Below are 17,623 nucleotides of genomic sequence, written 5' to 3'. Positions count from 1 at the left end.
AAATGTAATCTTGTACTCAAATAAGGACTTGAGATAAATCCACAAGTCCCCCATAAAAATATATTTTTATCTTGGTTGTATTATCAACTTAATTGCAGTTCTTTCTTCCCCATCTATTTCAATATCCGTAAACGCCGGAATACATATTAAATCGATTCCACTAGGTGCTACAAATCCTCTGGCAATAGCTACAGCTTTAATAGATTGATTTAATGCTCCTGCTCCTATGGCCTGTATTTCAGCTGCCCCTCTCTCTCTCAAAACTCCTGCTAACGCACCTGCCACTGAATTTGGACTTGATTTTGCTGAAACCTTTAATACTTCCATAATAAACCTCCTATATATTATAATAATATCTTTATTTATTATTGTTACTACTTATTAATATTCTACAAAAAATCAAAAATTCCTTTTAGGTTTTGTAAAGGTTACAAAATCTAAAAGGAATACTCTTCTACCTTATAAATTTTATCTATTATTTTGCATATTCAATTGCACGAGTTTCTCTAATAACATTCACCTTAATTTGACCAGGATACTCTAGTTCCTCTTCTATCTTTTTAACTACCTTCCTTGCCATTTCAAAGGCCCCTGCATCATCAATATTTTCTGGTTTAACCATAATTCTAAGTTCTCTTCCCGCTTGAATGGCATATGACTTTTCTACGCCTTCACATGTATTTGCTATTTCTTCTAATTTTTCTAAACGCTTGATATAAGCTTCCAGCGTTTCTCTTCTAGCTCCAGGTCTTGCTGCAGATATGGCATCAGCTGCTTGAACAAGCACTGCCTCCAAGGATTGGAATTCTACATCTCCATGATGAGCTGCAATAGCGTTTACAATTATTGGTGATTCTCTGTATTTTTTAGCAACTTCTGCACCTATAACAGCATGAGGCCCTTCCACCTCATGATCTACAGCCTTACCTATGTCATGAAGCAGCCCAGCTCTTTTAGCTATAGTTGGATCTATACCAATTTCTGAGGCCATAAGGCCTGCTAAGTATGCAACTTCTATAGAATGTTTTAGGACATTTTGACCATAACTGGTCCTGTATTTTAATCTACCTAATAATTTTATTAATTCCATATGAAGACCATGTACACCTGTTTCAAAAGTGGCTTGTTCTCCCTCTTCCTTAATGTCACTTTCCAATTCTTTTTCAGCTTTTTGAACCATTTCCTCAATTCTCGCTGGATGTATTCTTCCATCAATTATAAGCTTTTCCAGTGCTATTCTTGCAACTTCTCTCCTTATAGGATCAAAGCTTGATAATATTACTGCCTCAGGTGTATCATCTATTATCAAATCCACACCTGTTAAAGTTTCAAGAGCTCTTATGTTTCTGCCTTCTCTCCCTATTATCCTACCTTTCATCTCATCATTGGGCAGAGTTACGACATGTACTGTAGTTTCAGCTACATGATCTGCAGCACATCTTTGAATGGCACAAGTTATAATTTCCCTAGCCTTTTTATCTGCCTCTTCCTTAGCCCTTGTTTCTACTTCCTTAATCATCATAGCAGATTCATGTTTTATTTCTTTTCTTACTTCTTCTAATAAAATATTTTTAGCTTCTTCTGAACTTAAACCTGACAATCTTTCAAGTTCTTCTCTTTGTTTTTGATATAGTTCATTAACTTTTGTCTGTAACTTATCAATTTCCTGCTGTTTTTTATCTAGACTAATCTCTCTTTTCTCAAAAGCATCACTTTTTTTATCAAGCAGCTCTTCTCTTTGTATTAATCTTCTTTCCATCCTTTGAACTTCATTTCTTCTATCTCTGGATTCTCTTTCCACATCATTTCTTAATTTATGAATTTCTTCTTTAGCTTCTAGTATAGCTTCTTTTTTTCGGGATTCGGCTTCTCGCATAGCCTCTTCCTTCAATCTATTAGACTCCTCTTGAGCCTGTGATTTTATAGCATTTGCCTTATTTTTAGTAGTCTTAAATTCAACTAACAAAACGGCAGCTATTAGTATACCAGCAATAATCTCATATATTATTACGGAATTCACATGAACACCTCCTTTGCTTCTATTATGAAATATATATAATAGTTAAATATGCAAGCATAGAAAAGGTGTCATATTATTCAATTGGCAATTCCTAAATACATGATAAACCAGAATTTGTCTTAATTTTATATTATATTTTAATTATTGTCAAGTTATATGCATCTTATTCTATGTATATATTTATCATAATTATATATACAAAATCGCAGGATTATTATCTTGCGATTTCATACAGTATCATATATCCAGATGCTTTTGTTCTTCTTTTTTTGTATCTGTCTTACTGCTTTTTTCATTTTTACTGTCCGGTGAAGATTTTTTTAACTCGGGCAAATTATACTTTTTTCTTATTTTACTTTCTATTTCCAATAAAATATCTGGATTTTCCTTGAAAAATTGTTTTGCATTTTCTCTTCCTTGTCCAAGCCTTGTTTCTTTATAGGAAAACCATGAGCCGCTTTTTTGTATCAATTCTTCCCTGACACCTACATCCAGCACATTTCCCTCCCTGGAAATACCATGATTATACATTATATCAAATTCAGCATGTTTAAAAGGAGGTGCCACTTTATTCTTTGTAATTTTCACCTTAGTCCTATTGCCTACTATTGTATCACCCTGTTTTATAGCATCAGATCTTCTCACTTCCATTATGACAGAAGCATAAAATTTTAGTGCCCTCCCTCCTGGAGTAACTTCAGGATTTCCAAACATAACCCCCACTTTTTCTCTAAGCTGATTTATAAATATAGTCACACATTTGGATTTGTTTATGGAAGATGTAAGTTTTCTCAGTGCCTGGGACATAAGCCTTGCCTGAAGTCCTACATGGGGATCTCCCATTTCTCCTTCTATCTCGGCTTTTGGAACCAAAGCTGCCACCGAATCAACTACTAAAACATCTATGGCATTAGATCTCACCAGTGCTTCTGTAATTTCAAGAGCCTGCTCTCCACTATCCGGCTGGGATACAATCAAATTTTCTATATCAACTCCTAAGTTCTTTGCATAAGTAGGATCCAGTGCATGCTCCACATCTATGAAAGCTGCTGCACCACCTGACTTTTGAGCTTCTGCAATTATATGAAGGGCTACCGTGGTCTTACCTGAGGATTCAGGCCCGAATATTTCTGTTACCCTTCCCCTCGGAACTCCTCCAATACCAAGAGCTATGTCTAGATCAAGACATCCTGTTGAAATAGCATCCACATTTAGCACACTATTTTCCCCCAGTTTCATTATAGCACCTTTTCCAAATTGTTTTTCTATCTGCACCATGGCAGACTCTATAGCCTGTAACTTTTCATTATTTAAATTTCCCAAAGGATCACTTCCCTTCCTATACGAACGCATGTTCTAAGTAAATTATATACTATATGCTGTCTCTAGTCAACAGATTTAATTAATTATTTTGCATTATTATATCAAAACTGAAAATATCCACTATCCACTTAAACATATTTTAATTATGGACACATAATTACATTTTAATCATCGGATCTGTTATCTATCTAGTTTCAATACCTCTTTATTTTTCACAAAATAATCTATTCCGGAAATTAAAGTCATAATTATGGCTACAGCCATGGCAATATCCGTAGTCCAATTTAAAATTCTATGTGGATGGCCTATGAAACTTCTGAGTATTCCCAAAGATACATGATTATAATTTAAATTTACCAGTGCAAGTATTATGGCCACTATCTGCGTTACAGTTTTAGCCTTTCCCCATGGGCTGGCTGCTATTACAATTCCTTCTGCTGCTGCAATTGTTCTGAGACCTGTTACCGCAAACTCCCTGGCTATTATTATCATTGCCACCCAAGTTGGTATTATATGATATTCAACCAATGATATAAGTGCAGCCGTAACTAAAAGCTTATCCGCCAGAGGATCCATGAATTTTCCAAACCTGGTAACTTGATTTCTGCTCCTTGCTATATACCCGTCTAATTTATCTGTTATTGAAGCTATTACAAAAATAGCTATTGCAATAATTTTTCCATAGGGCATATCTTTTACAGCCATAAAAATCAAAAAAAACGGAATCAATAACATTCTAAGTATTGTAAGTTTATTTGCTAAATTCATCACATACAACTCCCAACAAATCATATTCAATACTACGAATTATTTTTACATCAATCATAGTACCTATTTGTAAATTATTTTTACACTTTATATATACAAGCCCATCTATATCCGGAGCCATTGCATAACTTCTTCCATACCACAGCTTCCCTTTTTTACCTTCTACAAGTACTTTATATACATTTCCAATTTTGTTTTTTCCAATTGAATCCACAATCTCCTGCTGAAGCAGCATCAATTCCCCTTCTCTGGCTGACTTTATTTCCTCCGGGACTTGATCTTTCATATTAAAAGCTGCAGTTCCCTCCTCCCGGGAATATTTAAAAACTCCCATATTTTCAAACCTTGCAAATTTTATAAAATCTTTTAGTTCACTAAAATTTTCCTCAGTTTCCCCAGGAAATCCTACTATTATGGTAGTTCTAATTGAAATATTCTTAACTTTTTTTCTAAGCTCATCTATAATTTTTATTATACCTGCTTTCCTTCCCTTTCTTCCCATAAGCTTTAATATATCATCGCTTATATGCTGAAGGGGTATATCTATGTAATTGCACACCTTGTCATTTTCAGCAATCTCATTTACAAGTTCCTCCGTTATATCCTCAGGATAACAATAAAGTAATCGAATCCATTCTATTCCATGAATTTTAGATATCCTTCTAATGAGTTCAGGAAGCATTTTCTTACCATATAGATCAATTCCATACCTGGTAGTATCCTGTGCAATAAGTATTATTTCCTTAACTCCCTGCAGGGCTAAATCACTGCATTCCTGCAGTAAATCATCCAGTCTCCTGCTTCTATATTTTCCCCTAATCTTTGGAATTATGCAATAGGTGCAACAATTATCACATCCTTCTGCAATTCTTAAATAAGCACTGTGAGAAGGTGTAGTAAGTGTTCTTCTGCCCTCATTTATATTAGAATCACTGTAATCACAATTATAAATTTTATTTCCTGTATTTTCAATACACTTTTTTATATCTTCATTCAATTTGTCATAATCATTTACTCCCAGCATTATATCTATTTCCGGCAGCAATGACATAAGTTCACTTCCATACCTTTGAGCAAGACATCCAGTCACCACGAGAAGCTTACAATTGAATTTCTCCTTATAATGCCACATTTCAAGTATGGTATCTATTGATTCTTGTTTAGCGGATTCTATAAAGCCACAGGTATTGACAATTATTATATCAGCCAGCTTTAAATCTCCAACTACTGTGTATTCTGCTTTAACATTACTTAATATTATTTCAGAATCTATTCTGTTCTTATCACAGCCCAGACTTACTAGTCCGACTTTCAATTTATTCACTAAATTTCCTCCTGCTTCATTATTTTTAAATATTAATATGTATTAAATATGCAGTTTTGCCTGGTACAATATATAATTTAACCTTTATACTAAAATTTTTCAACTCCTAAGATAAATTATATATAATTTTATTATTTAATCTTTTTTGTCAATGAGTATCCGCCTTGGTTTGGTTCCATCTTTTTTTGATATTATTCTTCTTTCTTCCATTTCCTCTATTATCCTAGCCGCCCTGTTATATCCCACTCTAAGCCTTCTCTGAATCAGTGAAGTAGAAGCTTGTCCTGCATCTACTACCATCCTAATGGCCTCATCCAAAAGCTCATCACATTCATTATCAGCTTCATTTGCATTTGTATCTATCTGCTCTATTATTTTATCTTCATATTGAGGTTCACCTTGTTTATTCTTTATATAATCCACAACTTTTTCAACTTCACTTTCCGATATAAAAGCCCCTTGTATTCTCATAGGTTTTGCCTCTCCTACAGGGTAGAACAACATATCTCCCTTTCCAAGCAGTTTTTCTGCTCCACTGCTGTCAATTATAGTTCTGGAATCAATTTGACTGGATACTGCAAAAGATATTCTTGAAGGTATATTTGCCTTTATTACTCCTGTAATTACATCTACGGAAGGCCTTTGGGTTGCTATAACCAAATGCATACCCGCAGCCCTTGACATTTGGGCAAGACGTCCTATATAATCCTCAACCTCATTTGGACACACCATCATTAAATCTGAAAGTTCATCAATTATTATAACCACAAAAGGAAGTTTGCTTTCTGTCTTTTCACTTTCAAATAATTCATTATATCCTTCTATATTTCTAACGCTATTTTCCGCAAAAAGTTTGTATCTTCTGTTCATTTCCTGAACAGCCCAATTTAAAGCTCCTGCCGCCTTTTTAGGATCCGTAACTACAGGTATGAGCAAATGTGGTATTCCATTGTATACACTGAGTTCCACCACTTTGGGATCCACCATTAAAAACTTAACATCATCAGGTGAATATTTATAGAGCAGACTTATTATAAGGGTATTTATACATACACTTTTACCGGAACCTGTAGCGCCTGCTATAAGCATATGGGGCATTTTTGTAAGATCTGACACTATACAATTACCGCCTATGTCCTTTCCCAGACAATAGGCCAGATTATTCTTTGAGTTTATAAATTCCTGGGATTCTATGACTTCCCGTAAATATACCGGTGTAAGCTCCCTGTTGGGAACTTCTATGCCAATGGCAGACTTTCCCGGTATGGGAGCTTCTATTCTCACTGCCGATGCTGCAAGTCCAAGGGCTATATCGTCAGATAAATTTACAATCTTGCTCACTTTAATTCCAGGACTGGGCTGAAGCTCAAATCTAGTTACGGAAGGTCCCCTGCTTACCTGAAGTACTTTCACATCCACTCCAAAACTAGCCAGCGTTTCTTCCAGCTTACTTGCACTGTTTATCAATTCTCTCTTGTCCTGTTTGTTTAACTTGGATTGTATATTTTGTCTCAATAAATCTACTGGAGGAAACTTATATATGGAAATTAGATTTTTCTCACTTTCCGTCATTTTTTTCTCCAGTTCTTCATTTATAGAATCTGGTTTTTCTCCTTGAAAATCATTTTTAATATGGCTTAATTTTGCTGAACTTTCTTTACCTCCTGAAATTTCATTCATAACATGCTCTTCTTTGGGATCCGAGGACTTCATAAAATCCAATATCTTTATTCTGTTATTTAGGTTTTTGATAAAGCCCGCTTTTTCATTTTCTTCAATACTGTTTTTGGCATCCTCTTCTTTTTTATCCTCCGCTTTGTTATTCTCTTTAATTCTAATATCTTTACTGACATTTTTTTGAATAAACAGCATTTTTAATCCATGTAGTATATCATAAATGGTAATCCTGCTCATAATTATAAATGAAATTATGTAAATAGCTGCAAATATAATATAACATCCTATATTGCCGAATAATTTATATAATGGTACGTCAATTAAAAAACTTATTATTCCTCCATGAAATATGGTATTTGATTCATATAATTTTTTCACTCCCGAAAATAAATTGTATTCCGAGTAATACTCCGGCATTACCAGCATTTGTATAAATAAAAGAGTATTTATAATAAGCAGTAAAATACCATAAAATCTTTTGCTGAAACTTATTTTGTTCTTTTTTACAATAAAGCAGCATCCTATAAATATTATCAGTACGGGAAATATATAACATCCTATGCCAAATACACCCATTAAAAGTTTTTTTACAAGCCTTCCAACTATTCCTGAAGATGAGGGCGAAAATACACTTATTATCATAAGGACTCCCAATGTAGCAAGCAATATGCCCTTTATATCCCTGTTAAATACATACTCCTGCCTTTTTTTAGCTCTAGCCATACTATATTGCCACCTCCTTAAAATACAGAGTGATATTTAATTTAAATAGAAAAGTTCCTTAATAAATATTCTACACTACTTTTCTTTTTCCTTTAATATACGTATGTGATAATCCTATACATATAAATTACCATAGGATTTTTCCTATGGTGACTTTACTGGACTTGTGAAACCTCATTCTTCATCATTTCATTTAGTTTTTTAACAGCATCACTTATTCCTCCCACTTCATCGATTAACCCCTGCTGTACCGCCTGCTTTCCAATTAATATTGTACCCATGTCGTTTAGAAGTTCATCTGTTTGAAGCATTAATTCAGTTAATTTTTTTTCAGTTATCCTAGATGTTCTGATAATAAATTCATTTATTCTATCCTGCATCTTATTAAAATACTCAAAGGTTTGTGGAACTCCAATTACAAGTCCCGTCATTCTCACCGGATGCACAATCATAGTGGCCGTAGGAGATATAAATGAGTAATCGGATGCTGTGGCAAGTGGTACTCCAATAGAATGTCCTCCTCCTATAACAAGAGATACTGTAGGCTTGCTTAAACTTCTTATCATTTCTGCTATGGCAAGTCCTGCCTCTACATCTCCGCCTACAGTATTCAAAACCACCAGCAGTCCCTTCACATTACTGTCATTTTCAATTGCAATCAAGTTTGGTATTACATGCTCATATTTAGTGGTTTTGGTCTCAGAAGGCAGCTCTACATGCCCTTCTATCTGTCCTATTATGGGAAGTATCTGAATAGGATCCCTTCCCTGTGTCATACTTGTCACACCTAATTCTTTTATCTTTTGAATCTCACTATTATTCTTCTTGTCTTCATTATTTGTCTTATCTGGCATTTCAATCCCCTCCTTAAACAGTCTTATCTTATGCATTTTAGGAGATCCATATACCTTTTTACCTTCTGCCAAGTAAAAATTCTCTGTGAAGAGCATTTATCGCCCTGTCTGCCTTGCTGCTTTCAACCAGACACCATATTGTAGTATGCGAATCAGCTGTCTGAAGTACTTTTATATTTTCTCTGAATAGTACTTTGAGTATTCTTGCAATAACTCCCGGCACTCCTCTCATACCGCTTCCAATAAGAGCTATTTTAGTACATTCCTTTATAGCAGAATAATTGATTTCAAGATTTTTCATCACTATTTTAAAATTATCAATATCATCATTGTCTATAGTAAAAACTTCCTCATAGGGAAATACATTTATCAAATCTATACTTATAAGACTGTTTGCCAGTTCATCCAGCAATGTATAATAATTTTCACGGTTTTTGTTTTCATTGTATTTAACTGTGATCTGAATTCTTTTATCCATGGATGTTATGCCATTTATAACCTTACCGGATGCTTCTGCCACAGAATTGGTTATTATGGTACCTTTACATTCATTTAATGTATTTTTTACCACTAAGGGTACATTTCCATTCATAGCTATTTTCACGGCTCTTGGATGTATTACTTTAGCACCCTGATCTGCCATCTGGAATACCTCATTATAACTTATTTCTTCAATTAAAGAAGCATCGGATACTATCCTTGGATCTGCTGTCATTATTCCATCCACATCTGTATATATTTCTATAGACTCAGCATTTAAGGCAGTACCTAAAAGCGCTGCAGTAACATCACTTCCCCCTCTTCCTAAAGTGGTTACATACCCACCTTCAGATACTCCCTGGAATCCAGCCACTACTGGAATTTTTCCCTTTTCCAGTATACTCATCAATTTATTTTCTTCCACTCTTAAAACAGAAGCATCATTATAATTATCATCAGTAATTATACCTGCCTGTCCCCCTGTTAGGGGAACAGCCTCCAGTCCCAACTTTGAGAGTTCATCTGAAATAACCACAGCACTCACAATTTCTCCGCAGCTCATGAGCAAGTCAATACTTAAAGAATTTTTAACCTTAAAATCCTTACTTACCAGAGAAAGCAGTGTATCTGTAGCATAGGGCTGGCCTTTTCTGCCCATAGCAGATACAACCACAACTGGTGAAAAGCCATTGTCTTTAGCTTTAAATATTTTATTTACTACTCTAGTTCTTCTTTCATGAGTAGAAACAGAAGTTCCTCCAAATTTTTGAATTAGTATTCTCATCTCAGTCCTCCATAATATTATCATATGATTTATAAGAAATTCATATAATATATATTATAAACTTTATCAATTATCGTTCAAATCTCCATTATCTATATCAATGCAATTTCTTAAGATTTTTTTCTTCTACATCTATTATAATTGTCTTAGCTCCTATTTTCTTAACATATTCCCATGGAACTTCTATAAATTCACTTTTCCCAAAAATACCAAATTTAGTTTTACCCTCACTTAAAATTAATATTTTTAAATTTCCCTCAGAGTCAACTATTATGTCATTATTTCCCAGGCAATTAAACTTGTTGCCATCATTCACATTAATAATTTCATATCTTTCCATTTCGCTATAGGATTTTATATTCTGTTCCATAGTAACCCCCCATTATATTCTTTTATATCAGATATATTAAATACTATGAATAACATATCTGACTTATTACACAAACACTATAATCATATGCCAATTTAGACTTGAATAATACTTTAATGGCTTTTACAAAAAAGTACTTTTTGATCCTTGAAAAGGTTTTATATCCTTATCCAATAGATCTTTCACAAGTTCCACATCTATATTGTCACCTACAAATGCAGAATTTACTATTCCCTTACAAAAAGTACCTTCCATTATTCTATTAAGATCATCTTCATCTATATTATCTATCTTCTTTATTATATCTTCAGGAGTACTCAATTTATTCGTAAATAGCAGGGATTTACCATTGTTGAACATTCTGCTGCTTATGCTCTCCATGCCCAATATATAATTTCCTTTTAACTGCTCTTTTGCTTTTATTAATTTGCCGGCCCCAATACCATCTTTTGAAAACAGCTCCAACTCATCTTTTATTCTGCATATTACATCATAAACATATTTTGCATTTAATCCAGTATAAATAATAATTGCCCCATTATTATTAAAAGAAGCTAAATAGGAATAAATAGAATAGCAAAGTCCCCTTTCCTCACGTATTTTTTGAAATAATATAGAAGAAGCCCCACCTCCGTATATATTATTCAATAGCAAAAGGGAATAAATATCATCGCTTCCGCTTTTAATTCCCTGTATCCCCAGACTTAAATGCAGCTGTTCTATGTTTTTCTTTTTTAGAAGATGATTGTTTAAAAGTTCTGGGAAGGAATATTTGGTTATAATTTTATTCATTCCGTTCCAGTTTTTAAAGTATTTTTCTATCAATTTCTCTACTTTTTTCAAATCAACTCTGCCTGCTATGGATATTACAGAATTCTCCGGTATATAATGGGAAGATACATAATCCACCAGTTGTTTTCTATTGAAAGATTTTACAGTATCAATACTTCCAAGTATGGGAAGGGATATGGAATCTTCTCCCCACATAGCCCTATTATGAAGATCTGAAAGTACATCCTCCGGCAAATCTTCACTCATATTTATCTCTTCAATTATAACACCTTTTTCTTTTTCAATATCTTCAGATAAAAACTTGCTGTTAAACAGCATATCGGCTAAAACATCTACAGCTAAATCCAAGTGGGAATCCAGTACCTTCACGTAAAAGCATGTAGCTTCCTTACCCGTAAAAGCATTCATCTGTCCACCCACATCTTCTACACATTCAGCTATCTGAAGGGCTGTTCTATTGACTGTTCCTTTAAAAAACATATGTTCAATAAAATGAGAAATACCATTATTATATTTTTCTTCATTTCTAGATCCGCTTTTTACCCAGAGGCCTACGCTTACAGAATTTACATAATCTATATTTTCTACAACTACCCTTAGTCCATTATCTAATTTAAATAAATTATACATTATTTTACTGCTGGAATACCAATATCATACAGCAGAAGTTTTCACCTCTTTCATCTAATAAACAGTTTTAATTTAATCCTGGAATTGATATTACAGGATTAATCTATTTCTCTAAGAAGAAAAATCCTATTAAAAAATAAAAAGGCACCTAAGCCCTTCTATTTTACTATTTTTCTTGAACACCTTTTTTCTCAGAATCCTTTTTTTCGGAATCTTTTATAGCATCTTTTCTGGAAAGATTTATCCTGCCTTGATTATCTATATCAATTACCTTAACCAATATCTTATCTCCTACAGATACTATATCTTCTACCTTGTTTACTCGGGTAAAATCTAATTTTGATATGTGAACCAAGCCTTCTTTACCTGGGAATATTTCAACAAAAGCGCCAAAATTAGTGGTTTTCGTAACCTTACCCAAATATATCTCTCCAATAACCACATCTCTTGTGAGATTGTCTATTATCTTCAGTGCCTTTTTTGCACTTTCACTGTCATCTGACATGACAAATATCTTTCCATCTTCCTTTATATCTATTTTAACTCCAGTTTCAGCTATTATCTTATTGATAACTTTTCCTCCAGAACCTATTACATCCCTTATCTTTTCCGGATCTATAGACATAGTATATGTTTTAGGGGCATATTTTGACAGTTCTGCCCTTGGCTCAGGAATACATTCATGGATTTTTTTCAATATAAATAATCTTGCTGTCCTTGCTTTATCAAGAGTTTCTTTTATACAGCTGCTAGACAGTCCATGAATTTTTGTATCAAATTGAATGGCCGTAATACCCTTTTCCGTTCCTCCAACTTTAAAATCCATATCTCCAAAGAAATCCTCCAGCCCCTGTATATCTGTTAGTATTTCCTGCTGGGACAGATCTTCACTGGTTATAAGTCCCATAGCTATTCCTGCTGCCGGCCTTTTTATCGGAACACCTGCATCTAAAAGAGCCAGGGTACTTCCGCATATACTGGCCTGGGAAGTAGAACCATTTGAACTTAGAACTTCAGATACTAATCTTATGGTATAGGGAAATTTTTCTTCACTTGGTATAAGTGGTTCCAATGCCTTTTCAGCCAAAGCTCCATGCCCTATTTCTCTTCTTCCAGGTCCTCTCAGTGGCCTAGTTTCGCCGGTACTATAGGATGGGAAATTATAATGGTGTATATATCTTTTGGATTCTTCAGACCCCACTCCATCAAGTATCTGAACATCTCCTAAAGATCCCAGTGTAGCTACAGTCATTACTTGAGTCAAACCTCTTGTAAACAGTCCAGTACCATGGGTTCTAGGAAGAATTCCCACTTCACAGCTTATTGGTCTTATTTCATCAAATGCCCTTCCATCAACTCTTTTATGCTCTTTTAAAAGCATATTTCTCACTATTTCCTTTTTTATCCTGTATACTATATCTGAAACATCAGCTCCACTATCAGGATATTTTTCAGAGAATTGTTCCTCTAATTTCTTATCTACATTTTTCAGAGCTTCATTTCTTTCATCCCTGTTTACTATATACATGGCATCCTTTATCATGTCAAACGCAAAATCTCTCACTTCTTCTTCTATTGTCTCATCTGCCTTGTATAGATCTGGTTCAATTTTTTTCTTGCCATATTTTTTCATAATTTCTTCTTGAAATGCAACTATTTTTTTACATTCTTCAAGTCCAAACATTATGGCATTGTACATTACATCCTCCGGTATTTCATCTCCTCCAGCTTCTACCATCATAACTTTATCTTTGGTAGCACACACGGTAAGATTTAAGCTGCTGCTTTCTCTTTGTTTTAAATCAGGATTAATTATAAATTCATCCTTCACCAATCCCACTGATACTGCTGCCACTGGAGTAGTAAAGGGAATACTTGACATGCAAAGAGCTAATGATGCTCCATTTATAGCCAATATATCAGGTGCATTGTCCTGATCAACAGATAATACCGTACACACCACCTGGACATCATTTCTATAACCTTTTGGAAACAGGGGTCTAAGAGGTCTATCTATTGCTCTGGCATGCAATATTGCCTTTTCAGAAGGCTTTCCCTCTCTTTTTATAAAACCCCCAGGAATCTTTCCAACAGAATACAGTCTCTCCTCATATTCTATACTTAAAGGGAAAAAATCTACTCCTTCTCTAGGTTTATCTGAAGAATTTGCATTGATTAAAACCACTGTATCTCCGTAACTTATTAACATGGCACAATCAGAAAGTTTACCTACTTTTCCATAATCAACTTTTAAGGTTCTTCCTGCAACATCAGTTTGAATTATTTCACTCATAAAATATACCTCCTCCCAATGGATTACAATTTTGTTAAAATAATAGAGCGGCATAAGCCCGCTCTCAAAGATTATTTTCTTAAATTTAATGCCTTAATAATAGTACGATATCTTTCAATATCCTGCTTAATTAAGTAATTAAGAAGACCCCTTCTCTTACCAACCATCATTAAAAGACCTCTTCTAGAGTGATGATCCTTTTTATGAATCTTTAAATGTTCATTTAGATGATTTATTCTCTCGGTAAGCAGTGCTATCTGCACTTCTGGAGATCCAGTATCTCCTTCATGTCTAGCATATTTCTTCATTATTTCTTCTTTAAATGCCTTTTCCATTTTGTTACACCTCCAATTGTTAATCCCCTTTATTCCAAGAACAACGTTGGCAAGTCGAAATTCTTAGCATAAGGATCACGTCTGTAATTATAGCAAATAAACCTATCATTGTAAATTAATTTCTTAAATTAATTGCTAACTTTTTTTACTTGCATACATCTTATCCCTTTTTAACTGATTGGCTAATTCAGTTAAACTATTGAATTTTATTTCATCCCTAATTCTTTCAATAAAATGTATTTTTATATTTTTATCATATACATTTCCGTCAAAGCCCAGTATATTGGTTTCAATACTCAGTTTATTGTCATAAGTGGTGGGATTATATCCTACATTGGTTATACCCTTGAATATTCCATCATCCAATTCCACCCTGGTATAATACACTCCGCCTTTTGGTATTACAAATTTTTTATCATAATCCATGTTCACTGTAGGAAAACCCAATTTTCTTCCAAGCTGTTTTCCATGTATTATCCTGCCTTGTATCATAAAAGGTCTTGTCAAAAGCATATTTGCTTTTTTCATATCTCCCTCATCAGTTATGATGTTCCTTATAATTGAACTGCTGACTATTTGTCCCTTGTATTTTACTGAATCTATAACATATAAACAAAATTTATATGTCCTGCTTAATTTTTTTAATAAATTTACATCTCCCAGGTTCTTATAGCCAAACCTGTAATTAAATCCAACTACAAATCCCTTGGCCCTATAATTATTTAAGAGATGAATGACAAAATCCTCAGGGCATATCTTCATAAGATCTTCATTAAAGTTTGCCATATTTATTATATCCAAACCTGCATTTCTTAATACATCTATTTTAGAAGGGTTATCCATTAAAATTTTAGGTGCCAAATCAGGATTTATAGTCATAAGGGGGTGATTTTTAAATGTAAACACCATGCTTTTGGACCCATTATTTCTGGCAAGCTTGATGGTTTTATTTATAAGTTTCATATGCCCCATATGAAGGCCGTCAAAACTTCCCAATGCTATATATGTACCCTCCATAAAATGTTTTTTAAAATTGTCTTCCATGATTTTCATAATTAATTACCTCGAATATATAACTTTACCATTTTAAATTCAAAAGTTTTACACATACCCAAACCTATAAATTTATTTTTCTGTATATAAACCCTGTATAGTTCCCCCTTCAATATTTTACTTAAAAATATTTTATCCCTTATGGGGATTCCATTCAAGACATTTTTTATATATATATCTTCAATTATGACTTTTGAATATTGTTCCAGTGCATTGTCTACAGGAGCAATATGCTGTGATATGTTTTCAGTACTTAAATCTTTTAAATTAATGGAATCTGAAATGTGAAAGTTTCCCGTGGATATTCTCTTTAAATCCCACATAATAGCTCCACAATTTAACTTATTGCCCATATCATCACAAAGACTTCTTATATAAGTACCTTTTGAACACCTTACCTTGAATACTAAATGAGGTAATTTTATATCCACAATATCTATATCATATATTGTAATTTTTCTTTTTTCCCTTTCCACCTCTATACCCTGCCTTGCTAAATCATAAAGCCTTTTTCCCTTTATTTTTATGGCAGAATACATAGGCGGAATCTGTTCTATTTCACCCTGAAAACTTAAAAGGACACTTTTTATATCCATTTCCCTTAAGTTGAAATCTGAAGTATCTATTACAGTACCTTCCCTATCATAAGTATCCGTTCTGACTCCAAGTTTCATGTCAGCCAAATATACTTTTTCATTTTTCATTATATAGTCTACAAACTTAGTGGCTCCCCCTATGCACACCGGGAGCACCCCGGAAGCAATTGGATCAAGAGTACCTGCATGACCTACTTTTTTGTTTTTTGACAAAGACTTAATTTTTCTAACCACATCAAAAGATGTAATGCCAGTGGGTTTATTTATATTCAAAATTCCATTCATCATATAAACTCTTTTTCAACTTCCTTCACTATCATGTCCTTTACTTCATTCATAGTTTTATGTAAAACCATAAGTCCGCTGGCCCTTATATGTCCTCCTCCATTAAAAGCTTCAGCTACCTTTCCCACATCCACCCTTGATTTAGATCTAAGACTTGCTTTTACTCCATCCTCCACTTGTTTTAATAAGATTCCAACTTCTACAGTATCTATTTTCATTCCTATATTTATAATATCGGAAGTATCTATATCCGCTCCCATACCAGCCTGGAAAAGCATATCACTTGTAATCTGTATAACACAAATTTCATCTTTTATAAGCTGCATGCTTTGAATTGCTTTTCCATAAAGTTTTATCTTCTCAAATTTTTTATTATCAAAAATAATCCTGTGAATTTGGCTGAAATCTATACCTGTATTTATTAAATCCCCTGCTATAGTATGAGTTACCGAAGTGGTGCTGCTGTAACTAAAAGAACCACTATCTGTAATTATAGCTGTATAAAGACACTTTGCCATATCTTTGTCTATATCGATGCCCATAAGTCTAATTATCTGATATACTATTTCCGCTACAGCAGCTGCATTTGTATCCACATAATTTAAATGCCCATAGAGTTCATTTGTTACGTGGTGATCTATATTTATTATGGTATACGCCTTATGTTTAAAATCCAGTTCTGCATTTATTCTCTTTACATCTCCGCAGTCCAGCACTATGACACATTGGGTATCCGGCTCTGCTTTAAAACTGCTGCCATCTATTTCTTCACTGCAGGGCAAAAATTTAAAATCCTCCAATATCTCCTCTTTTGCAAGGATTTTAACTTTTTTTCCTATTTTTTTTAACCCCTGGAATAGTGCCAAAGAGCTTCCAAGTGCATCTCCATCAGGAGAAGAATGAAAAGTAATTGCAATATTATTACAATCTTTTATCTTGTTGATTATATCATTCATTATCATGCTTTTCATTCTCCTTTATTTTATGAAGAATATCATCTATATGCATTCCATATTCTATGGTATTGTCAAGTTCTATAATTATTTCCGGTGTATTTCTAAGTTTTATCCTATGCCCCACTTCTCTTCTTATAAATCCTTCTGAATTTTTAAGTGCCTCAAGAGTCTCCTCTTTTGACTTATTTTTTCCATAGATACTCAAGTAAACCTTGGCATATTTTTGATCTTTTGTAACATCAACTTTTGTAACGCTGACCATAGCAGTTACCCTGGGATCCTTTATATCGTCTCTTATTATATTGCTTATTTCCTTTTTCATCTCTTCATTTATTCTTCCGCTTCTATAGTTAGCCACAA

General features: G+C 33.7%; 16 protein-coding genes. All 16 read right to left on the bottom strand.

The genetic code is table 11. The features are described 5' to 3' along the window. Nucleotides 1-66 precede the first annotated feature (66 nt). The 16 genes from ACYUJ6_RS07235 to rbfA all read right to left on the bottom strand — a co-directional run bounded on the left by ACYUJ6_RS07235 (nt 67) and on the right by rbfA (nt 17,621). Nucleotides 67-327, bottom strand: coding sequence for a stage V sporulation protein S (locus ACYUJ6_RS07235; protein ID WP_369703524.1), 261 nt, complete (start codon nt 325-327; stop codon nt 67-69). 148 nt (nt 328-475) lie between these two features. Beyond that, nucleotides 476-2,020, bottom strand: a complete 1,545-nt coding sequence (gene rny / locus ACYUJ6_RS07230; protein WP_461845153.1) for a ribonuclease Y — start codon at nt 2,018-2,020, stop codon at nt 476-478. 237 nt (nt 2,021-2,257) lie between these two features. After that, nucleotides 2,258-3,373 carry a recombinase RecA gene (recA, locus tag ACYUJ6_RS07225; RefSeq protein ID WP_461845152.1) on the bottom strand — a complete coding sequence of 372 codons (1,116 nt, stop codon included), beginning with the start codon at nt 3,371-3,373 and terminating at the stop codon, nt 2,258-2,260. A 150-nt stretch (nt 3,374-3,523) separates the two neighbouring features. Then, nucleotides 3,524-4,111: a CDP-diacylglycerol--glycerol-3-phosphate 3-phosphatidyltransferase gene (gene pgsA, locus ACYUJ6_RS07220; RefSeq protein WP_461845151.1), complete on the bottom strand. Its 588-nt coding sequence runs from the start codon at nt 4,109-4,111 to the stop codon at nt 3,524-3,526. Further along, entirely contained in the window at nt 4,095-5,435 is a 1,341-nt protein-coding gene (gene rimO, locus ACYUJ6_RS07215; protein ID WP_461845150.1) for a 30S ribosomal protein S12 methylthiotransferase RimO, read from the bottom strand. Before rimO ends, pgsA begins: the two co-directional genes overlap by 17 nt. A 135-nt stretch (nt 5,436-5,570) precedes the next feature. After that, a complete protein-coding gene (locus tag ACYUJ6_RS07210; RefSeq protein ID WP_461845149.1) occupies nt 5,571-7,835 on the bottom strand; it encodes a DNA translocase FtsK in 2,265 nt (754 codons plus the stop codon). Nucleotides 7,836-7,990: 155 nt separating this feature from the next. Next, nucleotides 7,991-8,689 (bottom strand): ClpP family protease, encoded by a 699-nt coding sequence (locus ACYUJ6_RS07205; RefSeq protein WP_461845148.1) that lies wholly within the window; start codon nt 8,687-8,689, stop codon nt 7,991-7,993. Nucleotides 8,690-8,747: 58 nt separating this feature from the next. After that, the gene (gene dapG / locus ACYUJ6_RS07200) at nt 8,748-9,953 is read right to left on the bottom strand and encodes an aspartate kinase (protein ID WP_461845147.1); all 1,206 of its coding nucleotides are present in this window, start codon (nt 9,951-9,953) and stop codon (nt 8,748-8,750) included. Nucleotides 9,954-10,050: 97 nt separating this feature from the next. Continuing rightward, nucleotides 10,051-10,323, bottom strand: a complete 273-nt coding sequence (locus ACYUJ6_RS07195) for a YlmC/YmxH family sporulation protein (RefSeq protein WP_461845146.1) — start codon at nt 10,321-10,323, stop codon at nt 10,051-10,053. A gap of 123 nt (nt 10,324-10,446) precedes the next feature. Next, complete coding sequence (locus ACYUJ6_RS07190) at nt 10,447-11,745, bottom strand: M16 family metallopeptidase (protein ID WP_461845145.1); 1,299 nt, start codon at nt 11,743-11,745, stop codon at nt 10,447-10,449. A 166-nt stretch (nt 11,746-11,911) separates the two neighbouring features. Next, entirely contained in the window at nt 11,912-14,038 is a 2,127-nt protein-coding gene (locus ACYUJ6_RS07185) for a polyribonucleotide nucleotidyltransferase (protein ID WP_461845144.1), read from the bottom strand. A 71-nt stretch (nt 14,039-14,109) separates the two neighbouring features. Then, complete coding sequence (gene rpsO, locus ACYUJ6_RS07180) at nt 14,110-14,373, bottom strand: 30S ribosomal protein S15 (protein ID WP_369703514.1); 264 nt, start codon at nt 14,371-14,373, stop codon at nt 14,110-14,112. Between the two features lie 135 nt (nt 14,374-14,508). Continuing rightward, nucleotides 14,509-15,426: a bifunctional riboflavin kinase/FAD synthetase gene (locus tag ACYUJ6_RS07175; RefSeq protein WP_461845143.1), complete on the bottom strand. Its 918-nt coding sequence runs from the start codon at nt 15,424-15,426 to the stop codon at nt 14,509-14,511. 2 nt (nt 15,427-15,428) lie between these two features. Then, nucleotides 15,429-16,307, bottom strand: coding sequence for a tRNA pseudouridine(55) synthase TruB (gene truB / locus ACYUJ6_RS07170; RefSeq protein WP_461845142.1), 879 nt, complete (start codon nt 16,305-16,307; stop codon nt 15,429-15,431). Further along, nucleotides 16,307-17,269, bottom strand: a complete 963-nt coding sequence (locus ACYUJ6_RS07165; protein ID WP_461845141.1) for a DHH family phosphoesterase — start codon at nt 17,267-17,269, stop codon at nt 16,307-16,309. Before ACYUJ6_RS07165 ends, truB begins: the two co-directional genes overlap by 1 nt. After that, on the bottom strand, nt 17,256-17,621 hold the full coding sequence (gene rbfA, locus ACYUJ6_RS07160; RefSeq protein WP_369703511.1) for a 30S ribosome-binding factor RbfA: 366 nt from the start codon (nt 17,619-17,621) through the stop codon (nt 17,256-17,258). The genes ACYUJ6_RS07165 and rbfA overlap by 14 nt, the downstream gene beginning before the upstream one ends. Between the last annotated feature and the right edge of the window lie 2 nt (nt 17,622-17,623).

This window comes from Clostridium sp. JNZ X4-2 (assembly GCF_054889485.1).
The sequence above is the reverse complement of the archived record's forward strand: the minus strand, read 5'-3'. Positions and strand labels throughout refer to the sequence as shown.

Excerpts from the sequence above, each read along its gene's own strand:
- ACYUJ6_RS07185 (WP_461845144.1), bottom strand. The coding sequence starts at position 14,038 with ATGAGTGAAATAATTCAAACTGATGTTGCAGGAAGAACCTTAAAAGTT.
- pgsA (WP_461845151.1), bottom strand. The coding sequence starts at position 4,111 with ATGAATTTAGCAAATAAACTTACAATACTTAGAATGTTATTGATTCCG.
- ACYUJ6_RS07235 (WP_369703524.1), bottom strand. The coding sequence starts at position 327 with ATGGAAGTATTAAAGGTTTCAGCAAAATCAAGTCCAAATTCAGTGGCA.
- ACYUJ6_RS07175 (WP_461845143.1), bottom strand. The coding sequence starts at position 15,426 with ATGAAAATCATGGAAGACAATTTTAAAAAACATTTTATGGAGGGTACA.
- recA (WP_461845152.1), bottom strand. The coding sequence starts at position 3,373 with ATGCGTTCGTATAGGAAGGGAAGTGATCCTTTGGGAAATTTAAATAAT.
- ACYUJ6_RS07165 (WP_461845141.1), bottom strand. The coding sequence starts at position 17,269 with ATGATAATGAATGATATAATCAACAAGATAAAAGATTGTAATAATATT.
- ACYUJ6_RS07190 (WP_461845145.1), bottom strand. The coding sequence starts at position 11,745 with ATGTATAATTTATTTAAATTAGATAATGGACTAAGGGTAGTTGTAGAA.
- truB (WP_461845142.1), bottom strand. The coding sequence starts at position 16,307 with ATGAATGGAATTTTGAATATAAATAAACCCACTGGCATTACATCTTTT.
- rpsO (WP_369703514.1), bottom strand. The coding sequence starts at position 14,373 with ATGGAAAAGGCATTTAAAGAAGAAATAATGAAGAAATATGCTAGACAT.
- ACYUJ6_RS07195 (WP_461845146.1), bottom strand. The coding sequence starts at position 10,323 with ATGGAACAGAATATAAAATCCTATAGCGAAATGGAAAGATATGAAATT.
- ACYUJ6_RS07205 (WP_461845148.1), bottom strand. The coding sequence starts at position 8,689 with ATGCCAGATAAGACAAATAATGAAGACAAGAAGAATAATAGTGAGATT.
- dapG (WP_461845147.1), bottom strand. The coding sequence starts at position 9,953 with ATGAGAATACTAATTCAAAAATTTGGAGGAACTTCTGTTTCTACTCAT.
- ACYUJ6_RS07210 (WP_461845149.1), bottom strand. The coding sequence starts at position 7,835 with ATGGCTAGAGCTAAAAAAAGGCAGGAGTATGTATTTAACAGGGATATA.